The 26,655-nt window shown below is 46.1% G+C and carries 26 protein-coding genes; 21 read left to right on the top strand and 5 right to left on the bottom strand.

The window, feature by feature from the left end:
- Together OS145_RS13025 and OS145_RS07975 are read right to left on the bottom strand one after the other, a co-directional pair.
- Positions 1-474, bottom strand: a complete 474-nt coding sequence (locus OS145_RS13025) for a GNAT family N-acetyltransferase (RefSeq protein WP_006955847.1) — start codon at positions 472-474, stop codon at positions 1-3.
- Between the two features lie 11 nt (positions 475-485).
- Positions 486-1,385 (bottom strand): LysR family transcriptional regulator, encoded by a 900-nt coding sequence (locus tag OS145_RS07975; protein WP_006955846.1) that lies wholly within the window; start codon positions 1,383-1,385, stop codon positions 486-488.
- 66 nt (positions 1,386-1,451) lie between these two features.
- Between OS145_RS07975 and OS145_RS07970 the strand changes: the two genes are divergently transcribed.
- The 3 genes from OS145_RS07970 (at position 1,452) to OS145_RS07960 (ending at position 3,899) form a co-directional block, all read left to right on the top strand.
- Positions 1,452-2,099 carry a LysE family translocator gene (locus OS145_RS07970; RefSeq protein WP_050749996.1) on the top strand — a complete coding sequence of 216 codons (648 nt, stop codon included), beginning with the start codon at positions 1,452-1,454 and terminating at the stop codon, positions 2,097-2,099.
- A 77-nt stretch (positions 2,100-2,176) separates the two neighbouring features.
- Positions 2,177-3,058, top strand: coding sequence for a 6-carboxytetrahydropterin synthase (locus OS145_RS07965; protein ID WP_006955844.1), 882 nt, complete (start codon positions 2,177-2,179; stop codon positions 3,056-3,058).
- Positions 3,051-3,899, top strand: coding sequence for a M23 family metallopeptidase (locus tag OS145_RS07960; RefSeq protein ID WP_006955843.1), 849 nt, complete (start codon positions 3,051-3,053; stop codon positions 3,897-3,899). The genes OS145_RS07965 and OS145_RS07960 overlap by 8 nt, the downstream gene beginning before the upstream one ends.
- On the opposite strand, the gene OS145_RS07955 is transcribed toward OS145_RS07960, so the two are convergent.
- The gene (locus OS145_RS07955) at positions 3,896-5,671 is read right to left on the bottom strand and encodes a M61 family metallopeptidase (RefSeq protein ID WP_006955842.1); all 1,776 of its coding nucleotides are present in this window, start codon (positions 5,669-5,671) and stop codon (positions 3,896-3,898) included. The genes OS145_RS07960 and OS145_RS07955 overlap by 4 nt on opposite strands.
- 78 nt (positions 5,672-5,749) lie before the next feature.
- Here OS145_RS07955 and OS145_RS07950 point away from each other — a divergent pair, with 78 nt between their 5' ends.
- Genes OS145_RS07950 through OS145_RS07935 form a run of 4 tightly spaced genes read left to right on the top strand, consistent with a single transcriptional unit; the run spans position 5,750 to position 9,238 of the window.
- Complete coding sequence (locus tag OS145_RS07950; RefSeq protein WP_006955841.1) at positions 5,750-6,451, top strand: flagellar brake domain-containing protein; 702 nt, start codon at positions 5,750-5,752, stop codon at positions 6,449-6,451.
- Positions 6,452-6,483: 32 nt separating this feature from the next.
- Positions 6,484-7,569, top strand: coding sequence for a sensor histidine kinase (locus OS145_RS07945; protein ID WP_006955840.1), 1,086 nt, complete (start codon positions 6,484-6,486; stop codon positions 7,567-7,569).
- Positions 7,566-8,390 carry a LytR/AlgR family response regulator transcription factor gene (locus OS145_RS07940; RefSeq protein ID WP_006955839.1) on the top strand — a complete coding sequence of 275 codons (825 nt, stop codon included), beginning with the start codon at positions 7,566-7,568 and terminating at the stop codon, positions 8,388-8,390. Before OS145_RS07945 ends, OS145_RS07940 begins: the two co-directional genes overlap by 4 nt.
- Positions 8,390-9,238 (top strand): DUF6279 family lipoprotein, encoded by an 849-nt coding sequence (locus OS145_RS07935; protein ID WP_006955837.1) that lies wholly within the window; start codon positions 8,390-8,392, stop codon positions 9,236-9,238. The genes OS145_RS07940 and OS145_RS07935 overlap by 1 nt, the downstream gene beginning before the upstream one ends.
- A gap of 18 nt (positions 9,239-9,256) precedes the next feature.
- On the opposite strand, the gene pyk is transcribed toward OS145_RS07935, so the two are convergent.
- Entirely contained in the window at positions 9,257-10,687 is a 1,431-nt protein-coding gene (gene pyk / locus OS145_RS07930; protein ID WP_006955835.1) for a pyruvate kinase, read from the bottom strand.
- 91 nt (positions 10,688-10,778) lie between these two features.
- Here pyk and msrB point away from each other — a divergent pair, with 91 nt between their 5' ends.
- A complete protein-coding gene (gene msrB, locus OS145_RS07925) occupies positions 10,779-11,192 on the top strand; it encodes a peptide-methionine (R)-S-oxide reductase MsrB (RefSeq protein WP_006955833.1) in 414 nt (137 codons plus the stop codon).
- Here msrB and OS145_RS07920 read toward each other — a convergent pair.
- A complete protein-coding gene (locus tag OS145_RS07920; protein ID WP_006955831.1) occupies positions 11,155-11,982 on the bottom strand; it encodes a DUF2989 domain-containing protein in 828 nt (275 codons plus the stop codon). The two genes, msrB and OS145_RS07920, sit on opposite strands and share 38 nt — an antisense overlap.
- A gap of 126 nt (positions 11,983-12,108) precedes the next feature.
- Here OS145_RS07920 and OS145_RS07915 point away from each other — a divergent pair, with 126 nt between their 5' ends.
- The 13 genes from OS145_RS07915 to OS145_RS07855 all read left to right on the top strand — a co-directional run bounded on the left by OS145_RS07915 (position 12,109) and on the right by OS145_RS07855 (position 26,606).
- A complete protein-coding gene (locus tag OS145_RS07915) occupies positions 12,109-13,554 on the top strand; it encodes a glyceraldehyde-3-phosphate dehydrogenase (RefSeq protein ID WP_006955827.1) in 1,446 nt (481 codons plus the stop codon).
- 88 nt (positions 13,555-13,642) lie between these two features.
- Positions 13,643-14,776, top strand: a complete 1,134-nt coding sequence (locus tag OS145_RS07910) for a M14 family metallopeptidase (RefSeq protein WP_040487989.1) — start codon at positions 13,643-13,645, stop codon at positions 14,774-14,776.
- A 40-nt stretch (positions 14,777-14,816) separates the two neighbouring features.
- Positions 14,817-16,493 (top strand): alanine/glycine:cation symporter family protein, encoded by a 1,677-nt coding sequence (locus tag OS145_RS07905; protein WP_006955823.1) that lies wholly within the window; start codon positions 14,817-14,819, stop codon positions 16,491-16,493.
- Between the two features lie 134 nt (positions 16,494-16,627).
- Entirely contained in the window at positions 16,628-16,954 is a 327-nt protein-coding gene (locus tag OS145_RS07900) for a zinc ribbon domain-containing protein (RefSeq protein WP_006955821.1), read from the top strand.
- An 8-nt stretch (positions 16,955-16,962) separates the two neighbouring features.
- The gene (locus tag OS145_RS07895; protein WP_006955819.1) at positions 16,963-17,259 is read left to right on the top strand and encodes a YeaC family protein; all 297 of its coding nucleotides are present in this window, start codon (positions 16,963-16,965) and stop codon (positions 17,257-17,259) included.
- Between the two features lie 8 nt (positions 17,260-17,267).
- Positions 17,268-17,738, top strand: coding sequence for a free L-methionine (R)-S-oxide reductase MsrC (locus OS145_RS07890; RefSeq protein WP_006955817.1), 471 nt, complete (start codon positions 17,268-17,270; stop codon positions 17,736-17,738).
- A 4-nt stretch (positions 17,739-17,742) separates the two neighbouring features.
- Complete coding sequence (locus tag OS145_RS07885; RefSeq protein ID WP_006955815.1) at positions 17,743-18,033, top strand: hypothetical protein; 291 nt, start codon at positions 17,743-17,745, stop codon at positions 18,031-18,033.
- A complete protein-coding gene (gene proQ, locus OS145_RS07880) occupies positions 18,026-18,661 on the top strand; it encodes an RNA chaperone ProQ (protein ID WP_006955813.1) in 636 nt (211 codons plus the stop codon). Before OS145_RS07885 ends, proQ begins: the two co-directional genes overlap by 8 nt.
- A gap of 22 nt (positions 18,662-18,683) precedes the next feature.
- Positions 18,684-20,744, top strand: a complete 2,061-nt coding sequence (gene prc, locus OS145_RS07875; protein ID WP_006955810.1) for a carboxy terminal-processing peptidase — start codon at positions 18,684-18,686, stop codon at positions 20,742-20,744.
- A gap of 124 nt (positions 20,745-20,868) precedes the next feature.
- Positions 20,869-22,251, top strand: coding sequence for a sodium-dependent transporter (locus OS145_RS07870; RefSeq protein WP_006955808.1), 1,383 nt, complete (start codon positions 20,869-20,871; stop codon positions 22,249-22,251).
- Positions 22,252-22,263: 12 nt separating this feature from the next.
- A complete protein-coding gene (gene nhaC / locus OS145_RS07865) occupies positions 22,264-23,727 on the top strand; it encodes a Na+/H+ antiporter NhaC (protein ID WP_006955806.1) in 1,464 nt (487 codons plus the stop codon).
- A gap of 9 nt (positions 23,728-23,736) precedes the next feature.
- Entirely contained in the window at positions 23,737-26,349 is a 2,613-nt protein-coding gene (gene pepN, locus OS145_RS07860; RefSeq protein WP_006955804.1) for an aminopeptidase N, read from the top strand.
- A gap of 35 nt (positions 26,350-26,384) precedes the next feature.
- Positions 26,385-26,606: a DUF2835 family protein gene (locus tag OS145_RS07855; protein ID WP_006955802.1), complete on the top strand. Its 222-nt coding sequence runs from the start codon at positions 26,385-26,387 to the stop codon at positions 26,604-26,606.
- Positions 26,607-26,655 lie beyond the last annotated feature (49 nt).

The raw sequence follows: 26,655 nt of genomic DNA, 5'->3' as shown, positions 1-26,655 counted from the left end.
CTATTCCTTGTTTGTGATTTTCCTCTGCATTATGAGTCTGTGTTCACGCAGCCCAAGGTAATGCTCAGCCTTTCTAACAACTTCGAAACCAAGTTTTTGGTATACGCTGATTGCGGCTGCGTTGCTTGGGGCGACGCTTAGAAGGACACATGTCACCCCCTGCTCATCTAAACTACGCAAACTATCGCTTAACAGTTTTGTGCCCACGCCACGGCCTTGGCAACCTGGCTTTACTGCGGCGGACATCAACCATAATGTATTGGCCTTTTCGGCCGGCGCGTACATGGCATACGCAAGGATGTCATTGTTATCACGACAAATAAACTGAGAGTTCGGCCATTGATGTGCGGCCTGATAGAACAATAGTTCAGGATAGGCGAGGTTATCGTAGAGCTGTTGTTCGATAGATACCACCTTTGCAATCGCGTGACGATCTAAATTAAAGCGCTCAGTCTTTAGGCTGGAATTGGGCATATTGGCGACTCCTAGGATGCATCGATATCTTTGACTTGTAACTTAAGCCAGTTAAGTAGCGCGACGAGCGCAACGGAATAGCGACGCTTTTTACGATACTGCGCATACACAGCTACACTCCGTGACGACTCAGTTTTGCCCAAAGTGTGCCAGTCTGATAATGATGGATGCTGTGTCAGTTGTTCATCGACAATAGCCACTCCTTGATATGTGTGTGCCAAGTCGAGCGCCATAGTCGTATCGGCACATTGATTAATAGTCAGCGGGTGAGTGCGGTTTGTGTGCTGTTCTATCACTCGTTGATGCATGGGGTGTGCCTTATCGACAAACCACGTTGCCTGAGTCGAGTCACAATTTGCATCGGGGCTGATCGCGACATAACTCGGTTTATAGAGTGTGGTTTGCTGTATTTGCGTATCCCGTAAAAGACTTTGGCTGATAAGCAGATCAATGTTTTCGTGTTGAATTTGACTCGCCCAGTCAGCTTGCTGTGCATCATTGACTTGCTCATCGCTACGAACAAAGCTGAGTTGGATATGTGGGTAAATCGAGTGAAAGTCAGCAAGGCGATCTTGTAGCCAGTAACGTAGACGCTCAGAACTAATAGCCAGTGTAAGCCGGGTAATGTTATGATCCGCGGTGGAGCGGGCACGTTGTATGGTGTGATCTAACTCGCGAAAAATACTTTCGAGTGCGGGGGCAAGCTCTAATCCCGCCGGCGTTAGTGCATGAACACGGTTGTCGCGTTGAAATAAGCGCATGCCTAACTGATTTTCGAGTGTCTGAATCTGTCGTGTGACAGCCGCTTGGGTGACGCCCAACTGCTGAGCGGCTTGTTTGAAGGTGCCTGCACGCGCCGCGACGTCAAACACGCGCAGAGCATTCAGCGATAAGTTTGATTTAGTGCTCATAGTTGACCAGTTTTATTTAATTTGAGTTAACTAAAAGTTAACCTTAATTGCATGGAGGCGCAAGTCGTGTCTTATTGGGCTGAGTTTATTACTATTGCCACCTATCATCTGCTCGCCGTTGCAAGTCCTGGTCCAGACTTCGCGGTGGTGACGCGTTATAGCTTATCTTACGGTCGCAAAATCGGCGCGTTTGTGAGCTTGGGCGTAGCCGCAGGTATTATTTTGCATGTGACTTATTCACTGGTGGGTGTAGCCATTATTATTAAACAAACGCAGTGGTTATATGCAGCTATTTTGACAGCGGGTGCGCTCTATTTAGCCTACATGGGCGTGGGCGCATTGCAGTCAAAACCGAAACCTGCGCCCGACACCCATGAGCACGACCCGCAACGTCCGTCTGAAAGGCGCGCGTTTATGACGGGCTTTATTACTAATGGGTTGAATGTCAAAGCAACGTTGTTCTTTCTGACATTGTTTACTGTAGTGATTAGCCCTGACACACCATTTGCTTGGCAGTTAAGCTATGCCATTTATTTAATTCTCGCCACGGGCGTATGGTTTTTGTTTCTGTCCCGAGTGCTGTCGTCGGAGCGCGTATTTAAACGCGTGTGGCGTTACATGCACTGGGTTGATCGACTCATGGGTGTGTTATTGATTGCCCTCGCTGTGCATTTATTCATTGATGTACTCAGCGAACTGAAAATTATTGTTTAAGCCGATGAGCACTGGGTGCGTAACCCAATGAATAGCGTTATAATTGAACCGATTTTTATGAGATGTAAGCGAGAGCTATGCTGTTATTTGTAGATGATTTGACCGTGATTGATTGTTCTTACCTATGTGCCGAGCGCGGCATCGTGGGCGAAAGCTGGATTGTAGATATTGAGCTCGATGGCTCACTTAATGAACAGTCGATGGTGCTTGATTTTGGTCGCGTGAAGAAGCAGATCAAAGCGATTATTGATCGGTCAGTTGATCATAAGCTACTGGTACCGAGTAGCCACGCATACACACGTGTCACACACTCTGATGACGACGAGTCTCACTGGGTTGACTTTATGCGTCCCGAAGGGCGCTCGATTCATCTATTTTGTCCTGCTGAAGCCTTTGCTTATATCGATGCGGAAAAAGTGGATGCACTGACCGTGACCGACTACTTACGCGCAGTAATAAAACGCGAATTGCCCGGTAACGTACAAGGATTGCGCTTGTCGCTGCGCCCCGAAGCAATCGATGGCTTCTATTATCATTATACGCATGGGCTCAAGAAGCATGACGGTAACTGCCAGCGTATCGCTCACGGTCACCGTTCAAAAATTCAAATTGCGTTGGATAATATTCGTCAACCAGTGCTCGAGAAACAATGGTCTGAGCGATGGGCTGATATTTACATTGGTTCAGAAGAAGACAAAGCAGAGATTAAACGGTTACAGCGGTCAGAATCGGCTAAGCAGCTGAGTGAAGCGACTCATGTGGGTTACAGTTATGTTGCTGATCAAGGCTTGTTTGAATTGATCGTACCTAAGAGTGAGAACGATTTTATTGATTCGGACTCTACGGTGGAGTGTATTGCAGAGTTTATTGCTGCAAAAATCAAACAAGACCATCCTGAGCAACGTGTACGGGTTAGAGCGTTCGAGGGAGTAGGCAAAGGAGCAATTGCTTATGCTTAACCGTTTCAAAGTGATTATCCCACTATTATCGATAGTGAGTATTGCGTTTGGCAGCGCAGCTAAAGCGGCTCAGGAAGAGACACCCGTGACATGGTACGGCGAGTTGACTCAGGGGGCGTTGCTGATCGGTCAAGTTGAGCCCAACTCAGAGGTAGTTTATCAAGGTGAGCGCCTTGATATCAGTGATGATGGTTACTTTGTTATTGGTTTTGGTCGCGATGCTGCGTTAAATCAAACCCTTGAAGTGGTTGAAGGCTCAGAAAAAACACCGATTAATCTGACTTTAAGCAAACGCGAATACAAGATTGATCGAGTTGAAGGTGTGCCGCAAAAAACAGTCACCCCGGATCCCGAGCAGGTTAAACGCGCCAAGGCTGAAGCAGCTAAAGTATGGCGTGCTCGCCAAACTGACTCGAAACGAATGGACTTTATGACCCCGGTACGTAAGCCTGCGGAAGGGCGTATCAGTGGTGTTTATGGTTCACAGCGATTCTATAATGGTGAACCTCGCCGCCCTCATTATGGCGAAGATATTGCCGCACCGACTGGAACCCCCGTCTACGCGCCTTGGAGTGGTGTGGTGACGCTAGCAGAACCTGATTTGTTCTATTCAGGTGGCACACTCATTATCGATCATGGGTACCGTGTGAATACCACGTACCTGCACCTAAGCAAGCTCTCGGTTGAGGTCGGTGATACCATTCAGCAGGGTGAAAAGATTGGTGAAGTAGGCGCATCGGGCCGCGCCACGGGCCCACACCTTGATTGGCGCGTAAACTGGGGCAATGAGCGCCTCGATCCTGCACTATTACCCCAGCTATATCCTCTCGTAAATAACTAAAGGTTGGTTTTCAACCAATCATTAAGATACTCAGGCTGCGTGATAGAAAGCACGTAGCTTGTTTTCTTAGGTGCTTGCCAAGTCAGCTTTAATGTTCGCAATTCGTCACGTCTAAAGGCGTGCACAGTAACGCTATCGCCCGGCTTGAATGCATCTAATATTTCGTTGATGTTATCGCTGGTAACTTGGAGATGGTCGATGGCTATTAAGCGGTCATTGGCTGATAACCCTGCTTCATAAGCGCTTTCATCGTGGTATACCTGCGTTAACTCCAATCCTTGAGGATGGTTTTTGTAACGCGCTCCTAAGGTCACTTTAGCGGACTTTTCGGGTAATTTGCCGTTACTTTGTAAGTCGTTGGCGGGCACATGTCGTGACACCTTTACGCCAAAATTCTCTAACAGCTCTGACACGGGCAGTTGCTCACGAGAATATAAAGCGTCGTGAAGGAACTCATTCACGTCAAGGGCTGTATAGTGGCTCAAGTATTCGAAAAAAGTGTGATCTTCAGTACCTTCGCCGGTTTTACCGTACCGATGCCAAAAGTCATGCATTATTTGCTGTAAATCGAGTTGATGATCGCTTTGTAGACGAATGGTTAAGTCCAAACACAAGGCGATAAGAGCCCCTTTAGCATAGTAACTAACAATGCTATTGGGCGCGTTTTCATTCTGTTGGTAGAACTTGGTCCAAGCTAAAAAGCTCGATTCAGTCACGGATTGTTGATGCTGTCCGACACCGCGTTCAACACGCGCCAAGGTGTTGCCCAGCAAACGTAAATAACGATCAGCAGAAATAATGCCGGCACGATGAAGTAGGTAATCATCAAAATATGAGGTCATGCCCTCGTAGAACCACAGTTGTTCTGTGTAGGTTTCTTGCTCCAGCGGGTAGGGAATAAAAGCTTTAGGCTTCAGCGTTTTAATATTCCAGCTATGGAAATACTCGTGGCAGCATAAGCTTAAAAACGTCTCATAGTTATCGTCTACCTTAGTCTGCCCAGGTTTAATGAGGTCCTTGCGGCTGCACACCAGCGCAGTCGAGTTGTTGTGCTCAAGTCCGCCAAATCCATCGCCTACGACCATGGTTAAAAATGTGTAGTGCTTAAAGGGTGCGGGTTCGCCAAACATTTTTAGCTGATATTCACAAATACGCGCTAGGTCAGCGGTGATGCGCGAAGTATCGGCTTTGTGTCGGCCGCTCAGTACTAACGAGTGTTTTATTCCATGGGCAATAAACTCTTCAATGGTCAGCTCACCGAGCAAGAAAGGATAGTCGATTAATTTATCGTAGTTTTCCGCTTCAAATTCACCCCAACCGTGCGCATTTCCGGAAACGCGCGGCATACCGGTTGCAATACGCCAGTGTGCGATGGCATCGCTTGGCTCGAGGCTCAAGCGACAAGGGGTTTGCTCTTGCCCGGCGACGGCAAGACAGAGTGACGTGTTGTTGAAAAAGCCTTGTAGTTCGTCAAGATAAGCGCTTCGCACGGAGAGGTCGAACGCGTATACTTGGTACTTTACCTGAATAGCATGCTCCGAGGACTCAAGGCGCCAGCGGTTTTTGCTGATTTGATCGAGCTTAAGGGAACGTCCATCGCTTTCTGCATAGATACCGACGATATGTTTGCTAAAGTCGCGTATGAGATAACTTCCCGGTATCCAATTAGGTAGCCAAAGTTCTTGACCATTGGGATTGGGCTTTTCAATATGCAGCGAGACCTCAAATAAATGACCTTTGGGGTCAATTGGGGTAATCTGATAATGGATCAAACGGATACTCCTTTGCTTGACAGTCAATGACTTATAGCGAACATATTAGCATACTTGATTTTATTAGTAGGGGATTGCATGGCAGCAAAAATCAAGCAGTTGACGGTAGGGCAGAAAGTTGAAATACAAATTTCTGGTCTCAATGTACCGGCACGTTTTCAAACCGAGTTTATCGGTGCTGTTTTAGGACGTTGGTTCATTGTCAATATGCCTGATTCTAGGCGTTATGGAGAGTTACGGGAGCATCTTTACGAGGGCGTTCCGATTATTGTTCGCTTTGTTCTTGAGAACGAAAACGGCGAAATTTGTGCGTTTAGAAGTGATATTGACTTTGTCGTCGCCCACCCAACCAAAATGTTGTTTTTAGACTGGCCTAAGCAGGTTGAAAGTCGCGTTATTCGTCAGGGTCGACGCTTTGACGCTTACTTACCTTGCAAGGTATCGCGTTTGTCTGAAGATAATTCGGTGGATGCGTCCGTTGAAGCTATTATTCTCGATGTTTCTGAAACCGGGTGTAAATTACAGTACGTCAACGCCGAAGCGGCTGCCGACGATACCGCCAGTCCGATTAAATGGGAGACAGGACAGCGGGTTAACATTACGGTTAATCAGAAGTCTGGCAACACTGTTGAATTGGGAAGTATTGTACGTCAAGTAAAGGCTGCAGAAACTGAAACGACGCTAGGTGTTCAGTTTAATAGTCAGCAAAAAGAGGCTATTAACAGCTTGTTTTCCGGCAGCTTAGTGGATATTGATGCGCTCTCGCGGTCGCAGTCCTAACTTATAGCTCGCTCAACGAGAAGGTTTCAAGGTTGTTAAAATCATTGCTCAGCAAATCATGGTTTCCAAGTTCGGACCGCGGCTTTTGGCTACTGCAATTCGGCGGATGGGCAGGGTATGCATTAGTTAATTATATCGGTTCCTTAATGCATGAAATGCGCGATATATATGGTGTTGTACTTGTCTTAGGGGCTTACTCTGGTTTCTTGCTTACGCTTCCGTTACGGTATTTTTACCAACGCGTTTGGGAATGGCATCCACTGTTATTAATGTTTGTTGTTATTCTTGCAAGTTACATTACCGCGTGTCTCTGGGCCGTGGTCGATAACGCGACATATTGGGAGATTTATAAGTTTGGTTTTACACCAGACAGTCATCTTGCCTATTTTAAAAATAATATAGCCAAGTTCTACATCGTATTGAGCTGGAGTGGCTTATATTTTGGTATTAAATATTACCGTATGTTGCAAAACGAAAAACAGAAGGCGCTGATGGCTTCCTCAATGGCGCACCAAGCGCAGTTGAAAATGTTGCGTTATCAACTCAACCCCCACTTTTTGTTCAACAGTCTTAATGCAATTTCTACGCTGATCTTGGTCCAAGATACAGCTATCGCCAATAAGATGGTTAACCGCTTGAGTCATTTCTTGCGTTTCTCGCTCGACAACGATCCCATTAAGAAGATCACCTTAAAAAAGGAAGTCGAGGCGTTGATGTTGTACCTCGATATCGAAAAAGTGCGCTTTGATGAGCGCTTAGAGATCCTGATAGATGTGAGTGATGAGGCTAAACGGGCATTGGTGCCGAGTTTACTTTTTCAGCCGTTAATTGAAAATGCTATTAAGTATGCAATTGCTAAAACTGAGGAACAAGGCGTATTATCACTAAAGGCTTACGTTGAGCGCAATCGCTTAATTGTGCAATTGTGTGACAATGGACCTCATGCTCCTGAACAGCCTGAATTGCTGATGAAGAATGCAGGCGTGGGTCTTAAAAACACACGCGAGCGATTAGCCGCGCTCTACGGTGATGAATTTACGTTCAGTATGACAAAAAATGAACCACAAGGCTTATGTGTTGAGATCGTATTGCCTTTTGAAACGTTGGAGAGTGTATGAGTCGTAGTTTTACTGCTTACATCGTGGACGATGAGTCTTTAGCACGTAAAGGACTGGCGATCCGATTAGAATCATTTGACGAAATCACGTTGGTAGGGCATCAGGGGAACAGTCGCGAAGCGGTTGCTGAGATCAGTGCGTTGAAGCCCGACATTGTATTTTTGGATATTCAGATGCCCGGTTTGAACGGGTTTGATGTGCTAAAGTCTTTGCAACAATGTATGCCGACGTTACCCGCGATTGTGTTTGTTACGGCGTTCGACCAATACGCGATACGTGCTTTCGAAGTGCGTGCTCTGGATTACTTGCTTAAACCTGTTGATGAAGAACGTTTAGTAGAGACTATCGAGCGAGTGAAGCAAGAATTAGAACCCAATGAGTTCGATGCGACGCAGCAGAAATTAGTCAACTTGGTCGCCGAGGTTACTGGCGAAGACTGTGATGTTATTCTGGAGCGTTTAGCAAGCGGTGACGACGTTCCGATGAGTCGTTACCCGGAACACATTGCGATTAAAGACAGTGGCGAGATCACGCGAGTACCCGTGAATGCTATTGAGTGGGTTGATGCGGCGGGTGATTACATGTGTATTCATGCGAGCGGGGAAACGTTTATTCTTCGTCGAACCATGAAAGAGCTTGAAAAAGAATTAAATCCTCATTTATTTCAGCGCATCCATCGTTCTGCCATCGTTAATGTGAACCAAGTCGAAAAATTGTGCACGCGTCAGAATGGTGAATATCATATTTCGCTTAAGAATGGTCAAAAACTAAAAGTCAGCCGTAGTTACAAAGATAGGATCAAACAACTTATCTTAAACTAATGCGTCGAATTTATACGGCAGTACTTTGTTTATCTGCGTTGCTAATAGGCTGTACCGCACAGTTTGGTTATCGTTATTTAGACACTTTTATCGAGTGGCAACTCGATGATTATGTTGAATTAACTGATGACCAACAAACGCGCGCATCGAGGATTATCGATGAGTTGCACCAGTGGCACGCTACCCAACAAATTCCTCAGTATCGAATGCGTTTACAAAGTTTGCGGCAGGCGCTTGCTGAAGACACAGTCGATAAGGAACTCATCGCACAACTTGAAAGCGATGCGTGGTATTTTTGGCAGCAGATTAAGGACCAAATAGCGGCGCATACTGCGTTTCTGAATGAGCTCTCAGTTGATCAAAAGCAGCAGTTAATTACCTCGATGCAAGAAAAGCTTGATGAGCAGCGCGAGGAAGAAGCGGAAGAGGGCGATGACTTATTTGCTTCTTATGATCGCGTTAAGCGTCGTCAAGAGGCTTTGGAAGAGCGGCTAGGCTCACTCACCGATGAACAGCGCCAGTTGGTCAAATCCTGGGTATCTGAGTCTGACGCTGTTCCTAATGAGTATGATTGGTTAGCTTACCGCCAGCGTTGGCTCGATAGTTTCAAACAGGCACTATTAGCATCGCCTATGCAGGCTAAGGTGATAAAGTCGCTGATTACGGACCCTGAACAAATGTTATCAGAGGCCCAGCAGGATAATCGCCGCGCAAAAAGCACGATTCGCCATCGTTATCTTGCCAAGCTCAGTGGAAATCTAACGCAAGAGCAACGCGAGAACCTCATCGAGCAGCTTGATGAATATATCGAGTTATGTCGTGACATTGAGGCGCACTTCGGCGCGTGACGCCGAAGTGCGGTCAGCTTACTGAACCTCGATAACTTTACAGGTATTGCTTGAGCCAACGGTTTCCATGACATCGCCGTGTGTAAGCACAACGAGATCACCTTTTGCAACATGCCCCAAACCCTTTATTACCGCAATCGCGTCTAATATCGGATTCTTTGATTCGGTTGAGTCAAATTGAATAGGGTATACGCCTCTGTACAATGCACACTTATGACGACTACCCGAGTGACGAGATAGCGAGAAAATAGGCAAATGAGAGGTAATACGAGACATCAATTTAGCCGTAAATCCGGATTCCGTGAGTGCGATAATTGCTTTTACACCCGTTAGGTGGGTGGCTGCATACATTGCGGACATGGCCGCCGCCTCGGAAATACTTGAAAAATGTTCTTCTAAATCGTGATGTTTAAGTTGGGCACTTGGATGCGTTTCTGCACCCAGACAGATTTCAGCCATTGCTTTTACGGTTGCAACTGGATGTTTGCCTGCCGCCGTTTCAGCAGATAGCATCACGGCATCTGTGCCATCTAGCACTGCGTTGGCAACATCCATCACCTCTGCGCGGGTTGGCATCGGATTTTCTATCATGGACTCCATCATTTGGGTTGCCGTAATAACGACTTTATTGAGTTGGCGTGCCCGACTAATTATCAGTTTTTGTTTACCGACGAGTTGTGCGTCGCCAATTTCGACACCTAAGTCACCCCGTGCAACCATCACAGCGTCGGATGCTCTTATAATCTCATCCAACGCGTGCTCCGATGCGACGGCTTCTGCACGTTCAATTTTGGCACAAAGTACGCCATTCCCGCCTGCCGCACGTAATAGCTGACGCGCCTCGTTAATATCGTCACCGCTACGAGGAAAAGAGACTGCCAAATAATCCACACCGATTTGTGCGGCTGTTTTTATGTCTTCTAAGTCCTTTTCTGTCAGTGCTTTTGCAGAGAGTCCGCCACCGAGTCGATTAATACCTTTATTATTCGATAACTGACCGCCAACAACGATCAGCGTATGTACAGCAGACCCATCGATACGTTCAACTTGCAAACGAATTCGGCCATCATCCAGTAGGAGGATGTCACCCGGCTCAACGTCATGTGGTAGTTCTTTATAATCAAGTCCGACAATGTGCTCATCACCCGATTGGCTATCGTACTGGGCATCGAGGGTAAACTTTTCACCCTGCGAAAGTGTGACTTTGTCGTTTTTGAAGCGTGCTACCCGTATCTTTGGGCCTTGCAGATCACCTAAGATAGCGACATGTGCTTTTAATTCAGCGGATAGCTTACGAACCATTTCAGCACGTTTGATATGGTCGTCCGCCGAACCATGAGAGAAGTTTAGACGTACTACATTAGCACCTGCTTGTATAAGTGATTTAAGAACACTAGGGTCATCAGTAGCAGGACCTAGGGTGGTAACGATCTTTGTACGGCGCAACATGTAAAACTCCGAGCAGCTGAAAGTGATTAGATGTTAAGTCTAACACAGTGTTTGTTAACAAGGTAAGACAGAACAGAGACATAGGTGAGTCATGAGTAATCAACAAAGCGATACTAATTGGAACGACCTGAGTGATGAACAATGGCGTGAGCGATTAACACCTGAGCAATATCAGATCCTGCGTCAACAGGGTACCGAGGCACCATTTAGCGGCGACTTTATTCAGGTAAATGAACACGGTGAATATCACTGTGCTGGCTGCGGGCAATTATTGTTTACTGGACAACAACAGTTTGAAGGTCATTGTGGCTGGCCAAGTTTTGATGAAGCTATCGATGGAGCTATCGAATACCGTGAGGATAGTAGTCACGGCATGCAACGTATTGAAATTGTCTGTAGCCGCTGTAAAGGCCACTTGGGTCATGTTTTTAACGATGGCCCAACGGAAACAGGGCAACGCTATTGTGTTAATTCGTTGGCACTGACCAATCGGGGCGAAGATTAAAACGTCCCTCCGTGATTCGGTCTGTGAGTCTGTCAGCAATGTCACGAAGTTGCTTTTTGCGCTCATCGGGTTGCGTAAAAATATCATCGAGCTGCTCTACATCGAGTACCTTGGATTTGAAATTGACGGCAACGAGAGACCAGACATAGGCTTTATCAACCGCTCCTTGGTTTAGGTAATAGGTTGCTAAAGATTCGGGGATCTCGACATTGAAGCGTTGACCCGGTTGATACAGCCGTAATGCGCGATAAAGATAGGCAAGCATTTTATCGGTGTTTTCTTTCGCGTAATAGGTGGCTAAAGCAAATTGTAGTTCAGAGGTTTGCATGATGGGTGCCCCCTCAAGCGCTAATAAACGTTTGAGTGCCGCTTGGTTGTTGCGGTTCGCCCAGTGCCAGTAGAGTAATAAAGGGTGCTCACTTTGACGAGTCTCTTGCGCTCGCTTTTCGATATTGCGCAGACTATTAATATAAGCTTCGATACGATGTGATTGCTTTTCCTTGAGCTTTTTGTGTTCAATCGCCGAAGCGAGCTCAATGCACTGAGAGTAATTTTGTAAATCCTTCAGTAAATAATATTTACTTTCTGCAGATGGATTCATCTTATGACTGTAGCGCGTTAATATCAGCTGACGCCGTTCAGCATTGCACCAATTATCTTGATTTAAGTCTGAACACATAGTCGGGTCGGAGTTACAAGCTTCACGGACAGTTATTGGGCGATCGCCACACCCGACGACGAGCGACGCCAACACGACACTGCAGACTCCGATAATATATCCATATTTCATCGCTATTTTCCGTTAAGTAAACGAGTAACTAATAACTTGGCCAGCATAGGTTGGCTTATCTGTGCGCTTTTCAGTACAATATGCATCGAGATTTTTTGAGCATATCATACCATGAGGACTTAGCTAATGAATGCTAACCAGCAGGACCCGACACTCTCAAGTTGGCAGGAGCGCCAAGAGTACGCAGAACTCATGCAGCCATTGATCGGTAAATTGTACCGTAACTTTGGTGTTGAGATTCTTGTTTATGGTCGTTCACTTTTAAACGTCTCGACAATCAATATTATCAAAGCACATCGTTTGATTCGCCGTTATGAAGGTCAGAAAGTACGTTTACGTGAGAGCTTCCCATTCCTAGAGGCTATGGCAAAAATGCAGATGGCGCCGGCACGTGTCGATCTGGGTAAACTTGCTTACGGTTATCACCACGGTGGCAAAGCCGACGGCTTATCAATTGAAGACTATTTGCGTCGTGAATTGAGTGACGTTGTTGATGCAGACGATAGCATCGAACCACGCGATATCGTGTTATACGGTTTTGGACGTATTGGACGCTTATTGGCGCGCTTACTGATTGAGAAGAATGGTGCGAACAATAAAATGCGTTTACGTGCGATAGTTGTCCGTGGGGGTCGCGAGGGTGATCTTGAAAAGCGTGCGAGCTTGCTACGTCGCGATTCAATTCATGGCCAGTTCAATGGTTCTATTACTATTGATAAAGAAACAAATAGCATCAAAGCCAACGGCACCTCAATTAAAGTCATTTATTCCGATGGCCCTGATCAAGTCGATTACACGCAGTATGGCATTGATAATGCAATCGTAATTGACAATACCGGTATCTGGAAAGACGAAGCAGGTTTAGGTCTCCACCTTAAATCTAAAGGTGTCGCTAAGGTATTGTTAACTGCGCCTGCAAAAGGTGACATCAAAAATGTCGTGTTTGGCGTCAACGATAGCGACATTTTAGAAGATGACCGGATTCTCTCTGCAGCAAGCTGCACAACCAATGCAATTACGCCAGTACTTAAAGCGGTTCATGATGAGTATGGCATTGAAAATGGTCACGTAGAAACGGTTCACTCCTACACTAACGATCAAAATCTGATTGATAACTACCATAAAGCAGAGCGTCGCGGTCGTTCAGCGCCCCTCAACATGGTCATTACCTCAACCGGAGCGGCTAAGGCCGTTGCGAAGGCTTTTCCTGCATTAAAAGGCAAATTAACAGGTAATGCGATTCGTGTACCGACGCCTAATGTGTCCATGGCTATCATGAATTTGAATTTAGGCCAGTCAACTGATCGCGAAGCGTTGAACGAATACCTTCGTAAAACCGCTTTGCATTCTTCTCTTGAAAGCCAGATCGATTACACTGCCTCGACTGAAATTGTGTCGAGTGATTTGGTAGGTAGTCGCTATGCGGGTATTGTTGATTCACAAGCAACGATCGTTGAAGACAACCGCGCTGTGTTGTATGTGTGGTATGACAACGAATTCGGCTATAGCTGCCAAGTTGTGCGTGTTGCTGAGCAAATGGCAGGTCTTAAAGTGCCAAACTTGCCTCGCTAAATGCGAAAAATCGAAAAAAGCGCCCTCGGTGGCGCTTTTTTCGTATACTGGTATGCACTCGTTTTAATTACTATTAAGGAAACGCATGATACGTATTAATACAGCCTTTGATAGCGGTAACATCGACGTTATTGAAGCGCAGTCTTGTGAGAATATTCGTCTTGCAATTCGCAAGGACCATCAATCGGACTTCTATCAGTGGTTTCATTACAAGTTGTTTGCCGAGATTGGCGAGGAACATGTGATGGTCATTGAAAATGCAGGTCAATCAGCGTATCCCGATGGCTGGAAAGATTACCAAGCGTTGGCTTCGTATGATCGCGATACGTGGTTTCGCGTACCGACCGAGTATGATGGTAAGCAACTCACCATACGCCATACGCCAGAGCAAGAATCAGTCTACTACGCCTACTTTGTCCCGTATTCGTATGAGCGTCATTTAGATTTGATTCAGCAGGCACAACAATCTGTGGATTGCTATCACGAGTTACTCGGTGAAACGCTTGATGGACGTGAGTTAAACTTGCTGATAATCGGCGAACCCAGCGACGATAAAAATACCATTTGGGTGACTGCACGTCAGCATCCCGGCGAGTCGATGGCTGAATGGCTAATGGAAGGATTTTTAGGGCGTTTGTTAGATGATGAGGATGGCGTCGCTCGGAAACTGTTAGATGAAAATGTGTTCTATGTCGTACCCAATATGAACCCAGACGGCAGTGTTCGAGGTCATTTGCGAACTAACGCGGTAGGTACTAACCTGAATCGAGAGTGGGCGGAACCTAGCCTAGAGAAAAGCCCAGAAGTCTTTTATGTACTTAAGCGGATGCAGGAAACCGGCGTCGACATGTTTTTAGATGTGCATGGTGACGAAGCGCTTCCCTATAATTTCGTAGCGGGTTGTGAGGGTATTCCCTCGTATGATGAGCGACATAAGCAGTTAGAAGAAACGTTTAAAAATGCTTTGTTAGCGGCAACGCCTGAATTCCAAGATGAATATGGCTACGAGAAAGATGAGCCAGGCAAAGCGAATATGACGGTTGCGTGTACCGCCGTTGGTGAGCGTTTTAAATGCTTATCGTACACTTTAGAAATGCCATTTAAGGATAATGCCGACTTACCTGATGAAGACTTTGGGTGGTCGTTGACACGTAGCCAACGTCTAGGCGAGGACTTGCTAACGGCTATATTGGCCGTGTCACCTATCTTGCGTAAGGCTTAACAAGCTCGGTGAAAATAACAATAAATAAAGGGGATACACCTTGGAAACGCTGAATAATATTTTGTTATGGATTGATGGGTTTTTGGGCTCGGCAGCCTATTTCCCATTTCTTTTGTTAGGTGTGGGCTTATTCTTCACACTTTATTTGGGCTTTCCTCAAGTGCGCTACTTTCGTCACGCGTGGCGCGTATTGAGCGGTAAGTTCGATAAAAAAGACTCACAAGGGGATACCAGCCACTTCCAAGCGCTTTCGACGGCGCTCTCTGGAACCGTGGGTACCGGTAATATTGGTGGTGTAGCATTGGCTATCTTCTTAGGTGGCCCCGCCGCTATTTTTTGGATGTGGATGACTGCGTTCATGGGGATGACCACTAAGTTTGTTGAGGTCACCTTATCGCATAAGTATCGTGTAAAAACTGAAGATGGCACCATGGCGGGCGGACCTATGTATTACATGGATCGCCGCTTAAACATGAAATGGTTAGCAGTGATTTTCGCTATCGCAACCATTATCAGCTCCTTCGGTACGGGTAACATGCCCCAAATCAATAACATCGCTCAGTCAATGGAACAAACGTTCGAGATAGACCCTGTTGTTACTGGTGCGGTGTTATCGATTCTACTCGCCATGGTTATCATCGGCGGTATTAAGCGTATTGCAGCGGTCACCTCTAAGATTGTACCTATTATGGGTATCTTGTATGTGCTTGGCTCGCTGAGTGTCATTGCATTTAACATTGATAATATCGGTGAGTCTTTTGTTTCTATTTTCCGCGATGCATTTACCGGCTCTGCGGCCGCTGGCGGTTTCTTAGGCGCAAGTTTTGCTTATGCCTTTAACCGCGGTGTTAACCGAGGTTTGTTCTCGAACGAGGCGGGTCAGGGTTCTGCACCGATTGCCCACGCATCAGCACGCGCGAAAGATCCGGTTTCCGAAGGTTTGGTTTCAATTCTTGAGCCTTTCCTAGATACCATCTTAATCTGTACGCTGACGGGTCTCGTGATTCTATCCTCAGGCGTTTGGACCCAGAAATTTGAGAATAACTTCGCACGAAGTGACCTCGACTTCATTGCTGGGCACTATGATGACACCATAACGGCTGACCGTGAGAAACTCTATGCGTATCTGAATCAGACGGATGAGAACCAGATCAAGCGGTATAGTGGTGTGGTGAGCGTTGAGAATGGTGTTGCTCAGACTAATGATGAGTTTACTATCTTACATGCGCGTTCGGTGGCTGAAGATGTACGCTTTATTGTGGCCGGCGAGGATGCTTATACCGGGACGGTGAAAGTTAAAGATGGTAATTTGATCAAAGACGATATCGAAGTAGTCGGTAAGTCGTTGGTTCACTCGGCGGCGCTAACGTCACTCGCTTTTGCAAACGGTTACTTGGGTGACTTTGGGCAGTACATTATTCCTGTGACGCTATTGCTGTTTGCCTTTTCGACGGCGATTGCTTGGTCCTACTATGGTGATCGCGCTGTGGTCTATCTATTTGGTCAGAAGGGTGTCATGCCATACCGTATTTTATACGTAGCAGGCTTTTTCTGGGCATCGTTTGCCGATACGACATTAATTTGGACAGCATCAGCGGTCGCCATCGTGTTAATGACCTTACCAAACCTGATCGGTATGTTGTTATTACACAAAGAGATGAAGAGTACTGTTAAGTCGTACTGGCAGGACTTTAATAAAGAACAAAAACGTAAATAGCCATAACGTTTATTCTAAAAAAGCGAGGCAAGCGCCTCGCTTTTTTTATTTAAACCTCATTTATTGGGGCTGTCCCTTGAATTTAGTGATAAAAGCCTTATATTGCTTGGTATATATCGGTAAAGGTGTTTGATATGGCATTAGTTAATTGCCCTTCGTGTGGTAAGCGCGTGTCTTCTAAGGCAAAAGATTGCCCTCATTGCCAATTTGTTTTTGCGGGCAATTCAAAAGAAGACATCGAGCGTGAAGCGATTCGATTGAGGCAGGAAAAGTCAGATAAATTGGTTTCTCAATCGATGTTGGCCTTGTTGCTCTCCATTGCTGCCTTTGTCTATCTATTTTTCCAACAACCTCTCGCCAATAGTTGGCAGCGTAGCGCTGCATTGTTGTTTATTGGCATTGGTTTGGTTTGGTTTGTCATTAACCGTGTACGCCTCATCATGCTTAAAAGAAAGCGGTAAAGCTAATAATGCAATTTGAAGATCTCATCAACAGTATGAGCCAAGATACGTATGAACGCTTGGTCAGTGCCGTCGAAACAGGACGTTGGCCTGACGGTGCAAAATTATCGGAAGAACAACTGGAAAACTCGCTCCAACTAGTAATGGCTTATCAAGCACGGTTTCTTGATAGCGACCAACATTACTCAGTAGGTAAAGATGGACGTATAGTCACTAAATCTAAAAGTGAACTTAAGCGGCAGTTCTCGGAGCAGAGCGGAGCCGATACCATTGCGCGTTTTAACCTAAATGAAGATGAGAGATAAGAGGTACCATGCAAGTAGTATCAGTACGTGATGATATCGTGACTCAATGCGAAGCCATCACAAGTGGAGAATCCGATTTAATTGCTAATTTAGCGAATATTTCAGCACTCATTTTTGACCAGTTTGAAGACATTAATTGGGCTGGGTTTTACCTCACTCGAGGTGAGCGCGAGCTCGTATTAGGGCCGTTTCAAGGCAAGGTAGCTTGTGTACGGATTCCCTTCGGTCAGGGTGTATGTGGTGTAGCAGCCGACTCACAAGCCTTGCAACACGTGCACGATGTGCATGAGTTCAGCGGTCATATCGCCTGTGATGCCGCTTCAAACGCAGAGGTTGTAGCCCCTATTATTGTCGATGGAAAAACTGTCGGCGTACTCGATATAGATAGTCCTACCGTAGGACGATTCAGCGCAGAAGACGCAGAGATGTTCGCGAGAATTGCGGCAATCTGTGCTACTTTTAATTGGAATCAAGCCTAACCCTATGTTTGCAGATTTTGATATCCAACTTTATTTGGTCAACTACGAAGACACAATTTTCTTTGAAGGCGAGGAAGAAGCCGCGGCTGACCAAATCAATGAAATGCTGCATCTAATTAATGATCAGCGTATAGAAACCGATACCGTAGAGCAGCTGGAAGAGGCTGTGCGTCTTACGTTATATGAGTGGATCGAGGAGCCTCGGCTGCTTGAACTTGAATTCGATGATATGGACATGTTTGTTCGTACTGTTTTAGAAAACGTCCGTGAACAGGAAGAAGATTGGAATGAGTGAGTCTGAAAAACTGACGAAAAGTAAAGACGTCATTGCGTATTTGGCTGAACAGTTTCCGAACTGTTTTAGCCTTCAGGGTGATGCAAAGCCATTAAAGATCGGGATTTTTGAAGATCTTGCGAAGCGTCTGGAAGACGACGAAAAGGTAAGCAAAACTCGCTTGCGTACTGCATTACGTCATTACACGAACAGTTGGCGTTATCTTCGCAGTGTGAAAACAGGAACAGAGCGTGTCAATCTGGACGGTGAAGCTGTTGAAAAGGTACTTGACGAGCATCAACAACATGCTGCGGAAGCACTTAAGGAATCAAAGGAACGTGCCGCTGAGCGAGCGAAGCAGCGTAAAACAACAGATACAAAATCTGAAGAAGCACGTACTAAACCGAAGCGGAGAGCACCCAGTGCGAACAAGGCTGCTAGAAAGCCAAAGCCAGCGCGAAAACCAGCCCCTAAATTGAAAGATGTGGAACTTAATAGTCTTTCTGTGGGTCAACAGGTTCAAGTTAAAGCAGGTAACAGACCGATGCCAGGCACGGTGGTTGAGATCGATAAAAGCGATGTTCAAGTCCAGCTTGCCAATGGTCTGAGTATGAAAGTAAAAGCCGAAAACGTATTCGTAAAACAATAAGCGTCTGTCAGGAGTCGTCAATATGAAGTCAGGATTATTCAAATTAAATGCGTTAGCTCTGTTAGTTGTAGCCCCGAGCGCGCTGGCGATTCCACCGACGCACGATATTTCTGAATTACCCCAATTAACGCAAGATAGTCAGCACGAGACAGTCAGTGAGCGTGTGTTAGCGTATTTTACACGTTATCACTTCTCTCAGCCTGAGCTAGATGACTCGCTATCAGAGCAGATTCATGACCGTTACCTAGAAATGCTCGATTTCAATAAAATGTTTTTGTTGAAGTCTGACGTTGACGCGTCAGAAGAGTATGCTCGGTTGTTTGATGACATGCTTGAGAGCGGTGAGCTCGAAATCGCCTATGAGCTTTACCAAACAAGTTTAGAACGTCGTTTTCAACGTTATGTATATGCGCTTTCTTTGCTTGATAAAGATAAGCCCATGAGCTTCGATGAAAAGGGCGAAAAATATTACTATGATCGTGAAGATGCCGACTGGGCGAAAGATGAAGAGGCATTGAACGAGCTTTGGCAAAAGCGCGTCAAATATGATGCCCTGAACTTGAAATTGGCGGGCAAAGAGTGGCCAGATATCGTTGAGACCCTTGGTAAACGTTACAATAGTGCGTTGAACCGACTCACCAACTCAAAGAATGAAGATGCCTTTCAAACGCTGATGAATGCGTTTGCTCGTTCCATCGAACCTCATACGAGCTACTTATCACCCGCTAATTCTGAACGATTTCAGCAAAACATGAATCTTGAGTTGGAAGGTATTGGCGCCGTCTTACAATCAGAATACGACTACACTGTGATTCGTAGTTTGGTTCCAGGAGGACCTGCTGACAAGACGGGTGAGCTCTCTCCAGAGGACAAAATCGTTGCCGTTGGGCAAGGTGTTGGTGAGGACGCTGAGGATTTTGTGGATATCATTGGCATGCGTCTCGATGACGTTGTCGATATGATCAAAGGACCGAAAGGATCTTCTGTTCGCCTACAAGTCTTAGAGGCTTCACAAGGCGTTGGCGGCACACCGAAAGTGGTTGAAATAGTCCGCGACAAGGTTAAGTTAGAGGATCGCGCTGCAAAAGCGCACGTAGAGGTACCGGAAGAGGGACCTAATAAAGGGCGTAAAATGGGTGTCATTGAGATACCTGGCTTTTACAACAACTTGACTGCAGACGTCAAAAAGCTGCTTGAGGATCTTAAGTCTAAAGAGGTCGAAGGTATCGTTATTGACCTTCGAAGCAACGGTGGTGGCGCACTTAATGAAGCGATTGGATTAACGGGCTTATTTATTGACCAAGGCCCCGTCGTTCAGGTCAGTGATGGGCGCGGCCATGTTGAAATCAGTAAAGATCGAGATGGTGTTACCTATTACGAAGGTCCGCTGGTTGTGTTAGTTGACCGCTATAGTGCGTCCGCATCGGAAATCTTTGCTGCGGCAATGCAAGACTATAAGCGTGCGCTGATTGTGGGCGAGAATACGTTCGGCAAAGGGACTGTCCAACAGCATCGCGGGCTTAACCGTCGTTTTGATTTCTTCAGTGAGCCTTTAGGCAGCGTGCAATATACGATCGCGAAATTTTATCGGATTGATGGTGGTAGTACGCAGTTAAAAGGTGTGGCGCCTGATGTCACCTTGCCTTCATACGTGGAAGCGTCGGAGTGGGGCGAGAGCCGTGAAGACAACGCGCTACCGTGGGATCAAATCAAGCCAGCGCAATATGACACCTTCAGTTATCTTGATAGCGCTGAAATCCAGTCGTTAAACAAGAACGCTCATGAGCGTTTAGAGAAAGATCCTGAGTTTTCGTACATATTCAAGGATATCGATGAGCTACGTAAAAACATGGAAAAAACGTGGGTTAGCTTGAATATTGAAGAGCGTGAGAGTGAGCAAGCTGCGGACAAGAAAGAGCGCTTAGCCCGAGTTAATGATCGTCTCAAACGGATGGGAATGAAGCCAGTTGAATCGATTGATGATGTCGACGACGAGGTGCTTGAGGTGGATCCGTATCTTGATGAGACCATTTCTGTTGCATTTGAATTTATTGATGATGTGAAGCTCGCTCAAAACGACTAAGTCAATAGTCATAGATATGCTCAAAAAACCGCCGCTTTATGGCGGTTTTTTTACGTATGCTTGGCAACCCACGCAGTTTGTGGTCAACTACCGCGTTATACTAAAAAAATGATCTAGAACAACAATGAAAAACTCAGCATCAATATCAAGTCGTTGGTCAAGTCGATTGTCATTTATTTTGGCATCGTCGGCGGCCGCCGTAGGCCTTGGCAATATTTGGAAGTTTCCCTACGTGATGGGAGAAAACGGAGGCGGTGCTTTCGTTTTAGTATATCTGCTTTGTATCGCATTCATTGGCATCCCTATCATGATGGCCGAAGTGGTCATTGGTCGACGAGGTCGTCACTCACCGGGATACGCCGCAGAGCAAGTCGCAGTCGAGTCTAAACGTAGTCGGCATTGGCAATTGGCAGGTTGGTTAGGCATGTTGACGGGCTTTCTCGTCTTGAGCTTTTATGCCGTTATTGCAGGATGGGCGCTCGATTACGTGTTTAAAGCGGCGGGAGGCGCATTCAATGGTGCCTCAGCCGAGCAAGTCGGGGGGCTATTCTCTGGCATGTTGTCATCGGCGAGTGAGTTGATGCTGTGGCACACGCTTATATTGATTGGCGTAGTGGTTGTTGTGGGCAAGGGAGTCAACAAAGGACTCGAACGCTCGGTTCGTTTTTTATTGCCGGCTATGTTTGTGTTGCTGATCGCTTTGGCGATCTATGCTGGAAACATTGGGGCGTTTGGCGAAGCCGTAGAATTCATGTTTAAACCAGACTTTTCAAAGCTTTCGATTAACGGCGTGATGATTGCGCTGGGTCACTCGTTCTTCACGCTCGGTTTAGCATCCGGCGTTGTCATTATGTATGGCGCTTACTTGCCCAAGGAAACTTCGGTCGTACAAACAAGCGTTTGGATAGCGGTGATTGATACACTGGTTGCTTTAATTGCAGGTCTCGCCATTTTCCCGTTGGTATTTGGCTTTAATCTAACACCGAGTGAAGGACCTGGATTAATATTTACCACATTGCCACTGGCTTTTGGTGAAATGCCGGGGGGACAGTGGGTAGGCACTCTATTTTTCACAATGTTAGTGATCGCCGCATTTACTTCGGCGATAGCAATGATTGAAGCGTCGGTGGCTTTTGTCTCAGAAAAATTCAATCTATCGCGTTGGCCCTCAACGATCATTTCCGCCAGTGTATTATGGTTGCTGGGACAGCTCACGATCCACTCGTTCTCTGGGAGCTCTTGGGCGCAACTGAGTACACAGTGGCTGGGTAAGCCATTGAATTCAATTTTTGATGTGATTGACTTACTCACATCGAGTCTATTATTACCGTTAGGTGGCTTGCTGCTCGCCGTTTTAGCGGGTTGGGTAATGACGCGTGATAACGCTAAAGACGAGCTTGATGCTGGCAACCACATTTTTGATATTTGGCATTTGTGCCTCAAATACGTTGCACCGATCGCTATTATTATAATTTTTCTTCAACTTATCGGCATTATCGAGATTTAGGATAACGCATTCATGACACAACAAATAAAACAGCCCACACTTTTTCAGGCACTGATTCCGCTGGTCGCTTTGGTCATTATGTTGGCCTCATCAGTGTATTTCTTTGGCGAAGACTCATCCTATGGACCTAACCAAATAGCGCTTTGGATAGCTGCAGGTATTGCCTGCATTATCGGCTTTAAGAATGGCTTCAGCTGGGAGCAAATTGAAAAAGGTATTCAAGAAGGTATCTCTGTTGCTTTAGGCGCCATGTTGATTATTCTTGCGGTAGGCTCCTTGATTGGTACTTGGTTGCTCTCAGGTACCGTACCGACGCTGATTTACTACGGTTTAGAGTTGTTAAACCCGGGGCTGTTTTATGCTGCTAGCTGTATTATTTGCGGTATCATTGCATTGTCGATTGGTAGCTCTTGGACGACGGCTGCAACCATTGGTGTTGCGTTAATGGGAGTCGCATCGGGCATGGGTCTTGACCCTGCTATCGCAGCCGGTGCTATCGTTTCGGGGTCGTATTTTGGCGACAAAATGTCTCCATTGTCCGACACTACGAATTTGGCACCCGCAGTCAGCGGTACTGAATTGTTCGCTCATATTCGCTATATGGGCTACACCGCAGGCCCCGCGTTTATTATTTCAGTGACAATCTTCCTATTCTTGGGGCTGAACGCCGACTCATCGGTATCTCTTGAAAAGCTGAATCAAATGCAAAGCCTGCTCGACAATACCTTTAATGTAGGTTGGGCAATGTTAGTACCCTTAGGTGTTCTGCTATTTTTAGCAGCAACCCGTAAACCTGCGTTACCGACTGTGTTTTTTGGTGCGTTGCTAGGTGGTGTTTGGGCACTCATTTTTCAACCTGATATGGTGCAGCAGATGGCGGGTGGTAATGACACCTTCTTAGCGCACCTGAAAGTAATTTGGCTCGCAATGTCTGATGGTACGACGGTCAGTACCGGAAGCACAAACCTTGATTCGCTGCTGAGTGGCGGCGGTATGTCGAGCATGCTTAATACCCTATGGTTGATTTTAAGTGCAATGACGTTCGGCGCCGTCATGGAAAAGCTCGGGCTGTTAAAGCGCTTTATTCAGGGCATGCTAAAGTCAGCGAAGTCAGTAGGCAGTTTGATCACTGGTACGTTATTTACCTGTTTTGGCGCCAACGTATTAACTGCCGACCAATACATGGCCATCGTATTGCCTGGCCGTATGTTTAAAGAAGAATATCAACGTCGCGGCCTGGATCCTCGAGTACTTTCTCGTACATTGGAAGACAGTGGTACTTTGACTTCCGCATTGATTCCATGGAACACCTGTGGCGCATACATGTTTAGTGTTCTGGCTGTAAGTCCGCTAGACTATGGTATATATGCATTCTTTAACTATTTGACACCATTAATTGCGATTGTACTGGCTTATACTGGATGGACGATTTTACGTCGTGAGCCAGAAATGACTGAAAATACTCAAACGTCGTAAAGAGGGTTTATGTCACAAAAAACCGCGAAGTATCGGAAAGATTACCAAGCACCTAAGTTCACCATCGATACGGTGAACTTAGTTGTTGAATTGGACAAGACAAACACACGCATCACTAATACCATGAAAATAAAGCGCCAAGGCGAGCACAGTGATGCGTTGGTACTCGATGGAGAGCACATCGAATTGGAAAAGGTTGTTTTAAACGACCAAGCTCTCAACACTTCAGATTATACAGTCACTGACTCAACGCTGACCATTGAGGTTGAGCAAAATGAGTTCACACTGACAGTGGTCAATACATTGAACCCATCGACCAATAAAGCGCTGGAAGGGCTTTATCTGGCTGAAGGTACTTTTTGTACCCAATGCGAGGCAGAGGGTTTCCGCCGTATAACTTACTACTTAGATCGCCCCGATGTATTGGCGACTTTTACTACCAAAGTTATCGCACCGAGTGCAGACTATCCGCATATTTTGGCGAATGGCAACAGCGTTGAACACGGTGAGGAAGAGGGCAAGCCGTTTGTCACTTGGCATGACCCATACCCTAAACCGAGCTATTTATTTGCGTTGGTGTGTGGTGATTTTGATTTACTTGAGGACACCTTCGTGACGCGCGAAGGACGCGAAGTCGCACTGCAGTTATTTGTCGATAAAGGTAACTTAGATCGCAGTGAGCACGCGATGGTGTCGTTAAAAAATGCAATGCGTTGGGACGAGGAACGCTTTGGTCTAGTTTACGATCTCGATATCTACATGATTGTCGCGGTCGACTTCTTCAATATGGGCGCTATGGAGAACAAAGGACTTAATGTCTTCAATTCTAAATATGTGCTTGCTAATCCTAAAACCGGCACCGACCAAGATTTTTTAAATATCGAATCGGTGATCGGTCATGAATACTTTCACAACTGGACGGGAAACCGAATTACTTGCCGCGATTGGTTCCAGCTTTCGCTGAAAGAAGGTCTGACGGTATTCCGTGATCAAGAATTTAGCTCAGATTTAGGTTCACGTGCGGTTAATCGTATTCAAAACGTGAAGGTGATTCGTAGTCATCAGTTTACTGAGGACGCAGGGCCAATGGCTCACCCCATTCGACCTGACAAAGTTGTGGAGATGAATAACTTTTATACGGTGACCGTGTATAACAAAGGCGCTGAAGTCATTCGTATGATGCATACATTACTGGGCGAAACTGGCTTTCAGCGTGGCATGAAGCTTTATGTCGAACGCCATGACGGTGCCGCAGTGACCTGTGAAGATTTTGTCAAAGCGATGGAAGATGCCAACGATCGGGATTTTACACTATTCCGTCGCTGGTATGAGCAAGCTGGGACACCGAGTGTGGAAGTCGAAACCGCGTTTGATACTGACAAGCAACAACTCATTATCAACACCCGTCAGACGGTTCCAGCTACACCAGGTCAGGCGGAAAAACGACCCATGCATATTCCAATGCGTATATCGGCCTATGCACCTAACGGTAACCGTATAGTGCTCGCTGAAAACCTGCTCGAACTGACTGAAGAACGTCAAAGCTTTTACGTCAATGGCGAATTTGCAGCTCAATTGGCGTCGAATGAAGAACCGATTGTCTCGGTCTTCGATGATTTTTCTGCACCCGTTAAAGTGCAACGTGATTTACCTGAAGCAGCGATGTTGACCTTAATGGCGCATGCAGACGATCCGGTGAGTCGCTGGGACGCTGCACAGCAGCTATTTACAAGTCGCGTGGTGGATGCGGTCAAGTCGCAATCAACGGTCGAAGTGGATAAGGCGCTTGTCGATGCGTGTGAACGTTTAATCACGTCGGATACTGATCCTGCGTTAATCGCATTGACGCTGACGTTGCCAAATGCGGCTACCGTTGGCGAGTATTTTGAAACCATTGAGATTGATACCATTGTTCACAACTTGCGACAGTTAAAACGTCATTTAGCTGAACATTTGCACGGCACGATGAGTGCACGTTATGCCGCTATTTATGATGAATTGCAGCAGCGTGACTATCGCTTGTCAGGTGAGGATATAGCGCTACGGCAATTGCAAAATGTGCTATTGAGTTATCTTACCGTAGCGGGCGAAAATTACGTGAATCTGAGTCAAACGCAGTTTGATAACGCAACGAATATGACGGATCGACTGGCGGCACTGCAGGCATCGGTTTGGGGCAACGCATCAAATGCTATCACGCTTGTGGAAGCTTTTGATCAGCAATGGCGCGGTGATAAACTGGTGATGGATAAGTGGTTCCAGACGCAGGCATTAGCCGATACGGATGGTACCATTGCCAATGTTAAAACCTTAATGAAACACCCCGATTTCAGTCTAGATAATCCGAACCGAATTTATTCATTGTTGGCGGCGTTCACACAAAATAGCGCAAGATTTCATCAGTTTGATGGAGCCGGCTATGCGTTAATTGGTGATGTCATTTGTCAGTTAAATGATAAAAATCCGCAGGTAGCATCGCGTTTAATATCAAGCTTTATGTCTTGGAGACGGTACGATGCCGAGCGACAGGCATTGATGAAGCAACAACTGGAAAAAATCCAAGCGTTGCCGAACTTAGCAAGTGATTTACAAGAAAAAATAGAAAATAGTTTAGCTGCATAACTATTTTCACGAAATAGCGAGTTGGGAGTCATCCTGTGATTGAATATCGTTTTTCAATTTCTATGTCGTATCAGGAATTTATCGATATTTACTACGGTGGTGGCGCCCAACATTTAGTTGTACTGTCTGATACTAACGTACGAATTGCTATTCCGGCCGGTCGTATGGTTCCTTTTGTCGACTCAACTGGCGTATCCGGTCGGTTCATTATACAGCTCGATAACAATAATAAATTCGTTTCCCTCAAGCGAATTTAGCTCCTAATTTGGATAGTTATTGAGTTATTTTTCATAAGCTTTACTACTC

The sequence above is a fragment of the Idiomarina baltica OS145 genome (assembly GCF_000152885.1).
Taxonomy (GTDB): Bacteria; Pseudomonadota; Gammaproteobacteria; order Enterobacterales; family Alteromonadaceae; genus Idiomarina; species Idiomarina baltica.
The sequence above is the reverse complement of the archived record's forward strand: the minus strand, read 5'-3'. Positions and strand labels throughout refer to the sequence as shown.